At 67.0% G+C, this 10161-nt stretch carries 1 protein-coding gene; it reads left to right on the top strand.

Annotated features, from left to right (window positions below):
- The first annotated feature begins 8 nt into the window (after positions 1-8).
- Positions 9-10115, top strand: a complete 10107-nt coding sequence (locus L3Q67_RS31690) for a type I polyketide synthase (RefSeq protein ID WP_499185099.1) — start codon at positions 9-11, stop codon at positions 10113-10115.
- Positions 10116-10161: the final 46 nt, after the last annotated feature.

Raw genomic sequence — 10161 nt, forward strand, 5'->3', positions numbered from 1 at the left:
AGGGTGGTTTGGCGATGACTGATCTCGAGGCCAAGGCCGTCGAAGCACTCCGACTGTCGGTCAAGGAAGCGGAGCGGCTTCGCGAGCAGAACCGGAAGCTCACCGCGGCGCTGCGTGAGCCGATTGCCATCGTGAGTATGGCTTGTCGTTTTCCTGGTGGGGTGGGTTCGCCGGAGGCGTTGTGGGATTTGGTTTCTTCGGAGAAGGACGCGATTTCTGGTTTTCCAGCGGATCGGGGCTGGGAAACGGATGATTCTGAGGGCGATTACGCCCGTGTGGGTGGGTTCTTGTACGACGCGGCGGAGTTTGATCCGGGGTTTTTCGGGATTTCGCCGCGTGAGGCGTTGGCGATGGATCCGCAGCAGCGGTTGTTGCTGGAAACCGCGTGGGAGGCTCTCGAGCGTGCGGGCATTGATCCGCGGTCGTTGCGGGGGAGTGCGACTGGTGTGTTCGCGGGTGTGATGTATCACGACTATGGCATGCGTTTGAGTGTGGTGCCGGAGGGCGTTGAGGCGTATCTCGGGAACGGGAACGCCGGGAGTGTCGCCTCGGGCCGGGTGTCGTATGTGTTCGGTTTTGAGGGTCCTGCGGTGACGGTGGATACGGCGTGTTCGTCGTCGTTGGTGGCGTTGCATTTGGCGGTGCAGTCGTTGCGGTCGGGGGAGTGCTCGTTGGCACTGGCCGGTGGCGTGACGGTGATGTCGATGCCTCATCTCTTTTCCGAGTTTTCGCGGCAGGGTGGGTTGGCGTCGGACGGCCGGTGCAAGTCGTTCGCCGATGCGGCTGATGGTGCTGGGTTTTCCGAGGGCGTTGGGTTGCTTTTGGTGGAGCGTTTGTCGGATGCGCGGCGCAATGGCCACGAGGTTCTTGCGGTGGTGCGGGGTTCGGCGGTGAATCAGGATGGTGCTTCGAATGGTTTGACGGCGCCGAATGGTCCTTCGCAGCAACGGGTGATTCGGGCGGCTTTGGCGAATGCGGGTTTGTCGGTGGATCAGGTCGATGTGGTGGAGGCGCATGGGACGGGGACGACTCTGGGTGATCCGATCGAGGCGCAGGCTCTGTTGGCCACCTATGGGCAGGATCGGTCTGCGGATCGTCCATTGTGGTTGGGGTCGGTGAAGTCGAACCTCGGTCATACGCAGGCGGCTGCCGGTGTGGCTGGTGTGGTGAAGATGGTGCAGGCGATGCGGCGTGGTGTGTTGCCGAAGAGCCTGTACATCGATGCGCCGTCGTCGCATGTGGACTGGTCTGCCGGTGCGGTGGAGTTGTTGACCGAAACGAGGTCCTGGCCGGAAGTGGGGCGGCCGCGTCGGGCTGGGGTGTCCTCGTTCGGGATCAGTGGCACGAATGCGCATGTGATCTTGGAGCAGGCGCCCGAGCCGGAGCCTGCCGACGAGTCACCGCGTCGTTCGCTGGGTGTGGTGCCGTGGGTGCTGTCGGCGAAGAGCGCGGAAGCACTGCGGGACCAAGCTCGTGCGTTGCGCGCACGGGTTCGGGGTGATGAGCATCTTTCGTTGGTGGATGTGGCGTACTCGCTGGCGATGACTCGGGCGGCGTTGGAGCATCGCGCGGCGGTGGTGGCCGGTGAACAGGACGGATTCCTGCGTGGCCTGGAGGCGGTTGCTGCGGGTGAGTTGTCCCATGGCGTGGTGCAGGGGTCTGCTCAGGGTTCTGGGGATGTGGTGTTTGTGTTCCCGGGTCAGGGGTCGCAGTGGGCCGGGATGGCGGCGGGGTTGTTGCAGTCGTCTCCGGTGTTTGCGGAGCGGTTGGGTGAGTGTGCGGCGGCTTTGTCCGGCTTTGTGGAGTGGTCGTTGGTGGATGTGGTGCGTGGGGTTGTGGGTGCGCCGTCTCTGGAGCGGGTGGATGTGGTGCAGCCGGTGTTGTGGGCGGTGATGGTGTCGTTGGCGCAGGTGTGGCGTTCGCATGGGGTGGTGCCGTCGGCGGTGGTGGGGCATTCGCAGGGTGAGATCGCCGCGGCCTGTGTGGCTGGTGGGTTGTCGTTGGAGGACGGGGCGCGGGTGGTGGCGTTGCGCAGTCAGGCGTTGACCGTTCTGGCTGGTCGTGGCGGCATGGTGTCGGTCGCGGAGCCGGTGGAGCAGGTGCGCGAACGGCTCGCTGCGTGGGGCGAGCGGGTGTCGGTGGCGGCGGTGAACGGGCCGTCTTCGGTGGTGGTGTCGGGTGATCCGGATGCGCTGGACGAGTTGATCACCGTGTGTGAGGGGGAGGGGGTTCGGGCTCGCCGGATTCCGGTGGATTATGCCTCGCATTCGGTGCAGGTGGAGCAGATCCACGAGAAGCTGCTGGAGGTCCTGGCTCCGGTGTCTCCGGTGTCGGCGTCCATCCCGATGTATTCGACGGTGACCGGTGCGCTGATCGACACCGCGAGCCTGGACGCGGAGTACTGGTTCCGCAACCTGCGGCAGACCGTGGAGTTCGAGCAGGTGACCCGCATGCTGCTCGCCGATGAGCGCCGGGTGTTCGTGGAGGTCAGTCCGCACCCGGTGTTGGTGGCCGGGTTGCAGGAGACCATCGAAGACGCCGATGTTCCTGCCGCGGCCATCGGGACGTTGCGTCGTGACGATGGTGGGTTGGACCGGTTCCTGCTCTCGCTGGGTGAGGCTCACGCTCACGGCGCCACGGTGGATTGGGAGACCTTCTTCGCCGGGACCGGCGCACGCCGGGTGGACCTGCCCACCTACGCCTTTCAACGGCAGCGGTACTGGTTGGACGCGGGTGCTCCGGCCGGTGATGCGCGGGGTCTGGGGCTGACCGCGGCGGAGCACCCGTTGTTGGGTGCAGCCGTCGGGCTGCCCGAATCGGACGGTGCGTTGTTCACGGGACGGCTGTCCGTGGAATCGCAGCCTTGGCTGGCTGACCACGCCGTCATGGGTTCGGTGTTGTTCCCGGGGACGGGGTTTGTCGAGCTTGCGTTGCAGGCTGGTGCGCGGGTGGGTTGCGATGTGGTGGAGGAGTTGGTGATCGAGGCTCCGTTGGTGTTGCCGGAGCGGGGTGGTGTGCAGGTTCAGGTCGTGGTCGGTGATGCCGGCGACTCCGGTAATCGGCCGTTGAATGTCTACACGCGACCGGACGACTTCGCCGCCGAGGATGCGCTCGCGCGGCCGTGGACTCGCCATGTCACCGGTGTGCTGGGTGCGGGGACCGAGGCGCCGTCGTTCGACCTCACGGCCTGGCCGCCAGTGGCAGCCGATCCGGTGGAAATCGGTGGTGCCTATGAGCGGTTGGCCGGCTTCGGGCTGGACTACGGTCCGGCTTTCCAAGGTCTGGTCGGTGTCTGGCGACGCGGAAGCGAGATCTTCGCTGAAGTCGCGTTGGGTGAGGATGCGATTGAGGAGAGTGGTTCGTTCGGGATTCACCCGGCACTGCTGGACGCCGCCTTGCACGCGATCGCGGTGAGCACGCCGGCGGACGCCGACGAGACCAGGTTGCCGTTTTCCTGGTCAGGTGTTTCGTTGCACGCGACGGGCGCGTCGGTGTTGCGGGCGCGGATTTCGCCTGCCGGTTCGGACGGTGTGTCGGTAGAGCTCGCCGATGGCGATGGGGCGCCGGTCGCGGTTGTGGAGTCGTTGGTGACGCGTCCGGTGTCGGCCGAGTTGCGGGCTGCGAGTTCTGGGAGTGATCACTCGTTGTTCCGGTTGGCGTGGGTTGAGCCGCCGGGTGTTGAGCGTGGTGGTGTGCCGGCGCGGTGGGGTGTGGTGGGTGGTCGGTGTGCTGAGTTGTCTGGTGTGGATGGTGTGGATGTTGTCGGTCATGGTGACTTGGCGGCGTTGGCCGAGGCTGGGGATGTGCCGGGGGTGGTGTTGGTCGAGTGTGGGTCGGATGGGGTGACTCAGGGTGTGGTGCGTGGTGTGCTGGGTGGGGTGTTGGGGTCAGTGCAGTCGTGGCTTGCGGATGAGCGTTTTACGGGTTCGCGGTTGGTGGTGCTGACGCGGGGTGTGGTGGATGGTGGGGATCTGGCTGGGGCTGCGGTGTGGGGTTTGGTGCGGTCGGCGCAGTCGGAGCATCCGGGTCGGTTTGTGCTGGTGGATGTGGATGGGAGTGCGGGGTCGTGGGCGGTGTTGCCGGCGGCGCTGGAGTTGGATGAGCCGCAGGTGGCGTTGCGCGACGGTGTGGTCCGGGTGCCCCGGTTGGAACGGGTCCCGGTGGTGCCGGGTTCCGGGGGTTCTGTCTCGGGTGGCACGGTGTTGATCACCGGTGGTACCGGGACCTTGGGCGGCCTGGTGGCGCGCCATCTTGTGGTGGCCCACGAGGTGCGGCACCTGGTGTTGACCAGCCGCCGCGGGAGGGAAGCACCAGGCGCCGGGGACCTGGTGGAGGAGCTGACCGGGCTGGGCGCCGAGGTGAGCGTGGTGGCCTGTGACGTGGCCGACCGGGACGCATTGGCCGGCCTGCTGGCACGGATCCCGGCGGAGCATCCGCTGACCGGCGTGGTCCACGCGGCAGGGGTGCTCGATGACGGGGTGGTGGAGTCCCTGACGCCGGAGCGGCTGGACACGGTGTTGCGCTCGAAGGTGGACGCGGCGCTGAACTTGCACGAACTCACCCGTGAATACGACCTGAACGCGTTCATCCTGTTCTCCTCGATGGCCGGACTCCTCGGCGGCCCCGGCCAAGGCAACTACGCCGCGGCGAACGCATTCCTGGACGCGCTGGCGTTGCGCCGCCGCGCGCAAGGGCTTCCCGCGGTGTCGCTGGCGTGGGGCTTGTGGGAGCAGGCCAGCGCACTGACCGGCGATGTGGACGTCGACCGGATGGCCGCTCACGGTGTGGCGCCCTTGACCACGGAGCAGGCACTGGCCCTGTTCGACACGGCTTTGGCGACGCGGGAGGGGGTGCTGGTTCCGGCTCGGGTGGATACGGCCGTGTTGCGGTCCAATGCTCGGATCCCGGCGTTGTTGCGTGGGCTGATCGGTGGATCGGTGCGGCGTGCGAGCAGGGCGGGGTCTGGTTCGGCGGGGACGTTGCGGCAACGGCTCGCCGGTCTGAGCGAGGCCGAGCGGGAACGGATGTTGATCGAACTCGTTCGCACCCAGGCGGCGGGCGTGTTGGGCTTCACCGAGTTGGACGCCATCGGGCCGGACCGGGCGTTCACCGGTCTGGGGTTCGACTCCCTGACCGCGCTGGAGCTGCGCAACCGCCTCAACACCGTTACCGGGCTACAACTTCCCGCCACCCTCATCTTCGACTATCCGAACCCCACCGTCCTCGGCAGGTACCTGCACATCCAACTCACCGGCACCGACACCCACCTGGCCACCGCAACCCCGGCCACGTCGGCGCGAGCCGATGAACCCATCGCCATCGTGGGAATGGCCTGCCGCTTCCCCGGCGACGTGCGATCGCCCGAGAGTTTGTGGGACCTGGTCTTCACGGGGAAGGACGCGGTTTCCGACTTTCCGGTGGATCGTGGTTGGGACGTCGAGCGGCTTTACACCGCGGATCCGGGAAATGGTGGTGCCGATTACCTCAGCGAGGGCGGATTCCTCTACGAAGCAGTCGACTTCGATGCCGCGTTCTTCGGGATCTCGCCACACGAGGCGTTGGCGATGGATCCGCAGCAGCGGTTGTTGCTGGAAACCGCGTGGGAGACCTTGGAGCGCGCCGGGATTGATCCGCGTTCGTTGCGGGGGAGTGCGACCGGTGTTTTCGCTGGCGTGATGTATCACGACTACGGTATGCGCGCTGGTGCGGTACCCGAGGGTGTCGAGGCGTATCTCGGCAGTGGTAGTGCGGGGAGTGTCGCGTCGGGCCGGGTGTCGTATGTGTTCGGTTTCGAGGGTCCTGCGGTGACGGTGGATACGGCGTGTTCGTCGTCGTTGGTGGCGTTGCATCTGGCGGCGCAGTCGTTGCGGTCCGGTGAGTGTTCGCTGGCACTGGCCGGTGGGGTGACCGTGCTGTCCAACCCCGGGCTTTTCGAAGACTTCTCGCGTCAGGGCGGGTTGGCGTCGGATGGGCGGTGTAAGTCGTTCGCGGAGTCGGCGGATGGTGCTGGCTTCTCTGAGGGTGTGGGTTTGTTGTTGGTGGAGCGTTTGTCGGATGCTCGGCGGAATGGTCACCAGGTGTTGGCGGTGGTGCGGGGTTCGGCGGTCAACCAGGATGGTGCTTCGAATGGGTTGACGGCGCCGAATGGTCCTTCGCAGCAGCGGGTGATTCGGGCGGCGTTGGCGAATGCGGGGGTGTCGGCTGATCAGGTCGATGTGGTGGAGGCGCATGGTACGGGCACGACTCTCGGGGATCCGATTGAGGCGCAGGCACTGTTGGCCACCTACGGTCAGGATCGGCCCGAGGATCGTCCTTTGTGGTTGGGGTCGATCAAGTCCAACGTGGGGCACACGCAGGCGGCTGCTGGGGTCGCTGGGGTGATCAAGATGGTGCAGGCGATGCGGCACGGGGTGTTGCCGCGGAGCTTGCACGTTGATGCGCCGTCGTCGCATGTGGACTGGTCGGCGGGTGCGGTCGAGTTGTTGACCGAAACGAGGTCCTGGCCGGAGGTGGGGCGCCCTCGGCGGGCTGGGGTGTCCTCTTTCGGGATCAGTGGCACGAATGCGCATGTGATCTTGGAGCAGGCGCCCGAGCCGGAGGCCACCGACGAGTCACCGGGTCGTTCGCTGGGTGTGGTGCCGTGGGTGCTGTCGGCCAAGAACGAGACCGCGTTGCGGGATCAGGCTCGTGCGTTGCATGCGCGGGTGCGGGGTGATGAGGATGTTTCGTTGGTGGACGTGGCGTACTCGTTGGTGACGACTCGGGCGGCGTTGGAGCATCGCGCGGTCGTGGTAGCGGCTGAACGGGACGGATTCCTCCGTGGCCTGGACGCGGTTGTGGGTGGTGAGCTGGCTGCTGGTGTGGTGCAGGGCTCGGCCACGGGTTCTGGGGGTGTGGTGTTTGTGTTCCCCGGGCAGGGTTCGCAGTGGGCCGGGATGGCGGCGGAGTTGTTGCAGTCGAGTCCGGTGTTTGCGGAGCGGTTGGGTGAGTGTGCGGCGGCTTTGTCCGGCTTTGTGGAGTGGTCGTTGGTGGATGTGGTGCGTGGGGTTGTGGGTGCGCCGTCTCTGGAGCGGGTGGATGTGGTGCAGCCGGTGTTGTGGGCGGTGATGGTGTCGTTGGCGCAGGTGTGGCGTTCGCATGGGGTGGTGCCGTCGGCGGTGGTGGGGCATTCGCAGGGTGAGATCGCCGCGGCCTGTGTGGCTGGTGGGTTGTCGTTGGAGGACGGGGCGCGGGTGGTGGCGTTGCGCAGTCAGGCGTTGACCGTTCTGGCTGGTCGTGGCGGCATGGTGTCGGTCGCGGAGCCGGTGGAGCAGGTGCGCGAACGGCTCGCTGCGTGGGGCGAGCGGGTGTCGGTGGCGGCGGTGAACGGGCCGTCTTCGGTGGTGGTGTCGGGTGATCCGGATGCGCTGGACGAGTTGATCACCGTGTGTGAGGGGGAGGGGGTTCGGGCTCGCCGGATTCCGGTGGATTATGCCTCGCATTCGGTGCAGGTGGAGCAGATCCACGAGAAGCTGCTGGAGGTCCTGGCTCCGGTGTCTCCGGTGTCGGCGTCCATCCCGATGTATTCGACGGTGACCGGTGCGCTGATCGACACCGCGAGCCTGGACGCGGAGTACTGGTTCCGCAACCTGCGGCAGACCGTGGAGTTCGAGCAGGTGACCCGCACGCTGCTCGCCGATGGGCGTCGGGTGTTTGTCGAGGTCAGTCCGCACCCGGTGCTGACGCCGGGCATCGAGGAGACCATCGAGGACACCGGGGCCGCGGCGGCGGCCGTGGGCACCCTGCGTCGTGACGATGGTGGGTTGGACCGGTTCCTGCTCTCACTGGGTGAGGCCTACACCCATGGCGCCACGGTGGACTGGAGCACGTTCTTCGCGGGGACGGGTGCTCGTCGGGTGGAGTTGCCTACTTATCCGTTCCAGCGGCAGCGGTATTGGTTGGAGGCGGGTGCTCCGGTTGGTGGGGTGGAGCCGGTGGAGGGGGAGTTCTGGCGGGCGGTGGAGCGGGTGGATGTTGACGCGGTGGTTGCGGAGTTGGCGGTGGATGGTGCTGAGGTGCGTTCGTCGTTGGATGTGGTGCTTCCGGTGCTGTCTTCGTGGCGGGAGCGGCGTCAGCAGAAGTCTGTTGTGGATGGTTGGCGGTATCGGGCGCGGTGGAAGCGGTTGGCCGATGCCGTGCCGGTGACCCCGTCGGGGACCTGGCTGGTGGTCGTTCCGGACTACCCCGACGACGAATGGACCGGTCGTCTGCTGCATGGGCTTGCCGAGCGCGGCGTGCGGACCCGGCAGATCGTGTTGCCGCGCACCGGCAGGGACCGCGCCGCGATCGCCGGACAGTTGCGCGCGGCTGCCGAGGATCAGGTGACCGGTGTGCTGTCGCTCCTCGCGTTGGACGAACTGCCGCATCCGGAGGCGTCTTCGGTGCCCGGCGGCCTGGCCGGCATCGTGGCTCTCCTGCAGGCGATCGGTGAGGTCGAACTCGGTGCCCGGATCTGGTCGGTGACCAGGAAGGCCGTGTCGGTGACGGCCTCGGACGCCGTCGAGAACCCGGTGCAGGCGCTGGTGTGGGGCTTGGGCCCGGTGGCGCGGCAGGAACTCCCGGACCGGTGGGCGGGCGTGGTGGACCTGCCGGACGACATCGACGACCCGATCGTGAGCAGGCTGTGCGAAGTACTGGCCGGTGCGGGCGATGAGGACGAAGTGGCGTTGCGGCACGACGGGGCCTTCGCCCGTCGACTGGTCAGGGCCGAACAGGCCGTGCCCACCGAAGGAGCGGGGTGGACTCCTAAGGGGACCGTGCTGGTGACGGGTGGCACCGGGGCGATCGGTGGCCACGTTGCCAGGTGGCTCGCCGGACGGGGTGCCGAGCACCTGCTGCTGACCAGCCGTCGCGGGCAGGAGGCGCCGGGAGCCGTGGAGCTGGCGGCCGAACTCACCGCCATGGGGACGAAGGTGACCGTTGTCGCCTGCGATGTGGCGGACCGGGACGCCCTGGCGGAGCTGCTGCTCCAGATCCCGGCCGAATACCCGCTGACCGCGGTGATGCACACCGCGGCGATGCTCGACGACAGCGTGCTCGATTCGCTTTCCGTCGACCAGATGGGCCGCGTGCTGCGGATCAAGGCGGAAACCGTGCTCAGCTTGCACGAGCTCACCCAGGACTTCGAGCTGTCCGCGTTCGTCCTGTTCTCCTCGGCCGCGGGTCTGATGGGCGGCGCCGGCCAGGGCAACTACGCACCGGGCAACTCCTTCCTCGATGCATTCGCCAGGTACCGGCGGGCCAACGGGCTGGTCGCCACCTCGGTGGCCTGGGGGCACTGGGCAGGCGGTGGTATCGGTGAGGGAGCGGTCGAAGAGGGTCTTCACCGCAGCGGTGTGCGCTCCATGGCACCCGACCTGGCGATCAAGGCCCTGCAACAGGTACTGGACGACGACGAGACCTTCCTCGCCGTGGCGGACATTGAGTGGGACCGGACGGTGGAGGTCGCGACCGGTGGATCGCTGAGCCCGATCCTCCGCGACATCCCCGAAGTCCGGCACCTGCTGGACCGCCCGGCCGACCCGAGCGGCGTGGTGGACTCGGACACGTTGGCCGAGCGCCTCGCGGGCCTGGGTGCGGCCGAACGGGAGCGAACAGTGCTCGATCTGGTGCGGACGGTGGTGGCCGCCGTGCTCGGTTATCCGACACCCGAAGACGTCGAGCCGAAACGCGCCTTCCAGGATCTCGGCTTCGACTCGCTGTCCGCGGTGGCGCTGCGGAACCGCCTGAACGGTATGACCGGCCTGAAACTGCCGGCGACCCTGGTGTTCGACTACCCGACGCCGTTGGCGCTCACCAAGCACGTCCTGACCGAGGTCACTGACAGCGAGGACGGGATGGAGGGCGACCGCGTGCTGCGCGAGCTCGACCGGTTGGACGGCGTCTTCGCGATGCTGAACGCGGACGGGCTCGAGGACGGCGCTCGCACGGACATCACGGCGCGGTTGAAGGGCCTGCTTTCGACGTGGAACCGGAAGAGCGAGAAGAACGAAAAAGGCTCTTCGGTCGGCGTTGCCGATTCCGCGACGGATGACGAACTCTTCAGCTTCATCGACGAGCGATTCGGAAAGTCATGAACAACGACGCGCGCTCTTGCTCCGTCACCAACCAGGAGGTGTTCTG

The sequence above is a fragment of the Saccharothrix sp. AJ9571 genome (genome assembly GCF_021725495.1).
GTDB classification, from domain to species: Bacteria; Actinomycetota; Actinomycetes; order Mycobacteriales; family Pseudonocardiaceae; genus Amycolatopsis; species Amycolatopsis magusensis.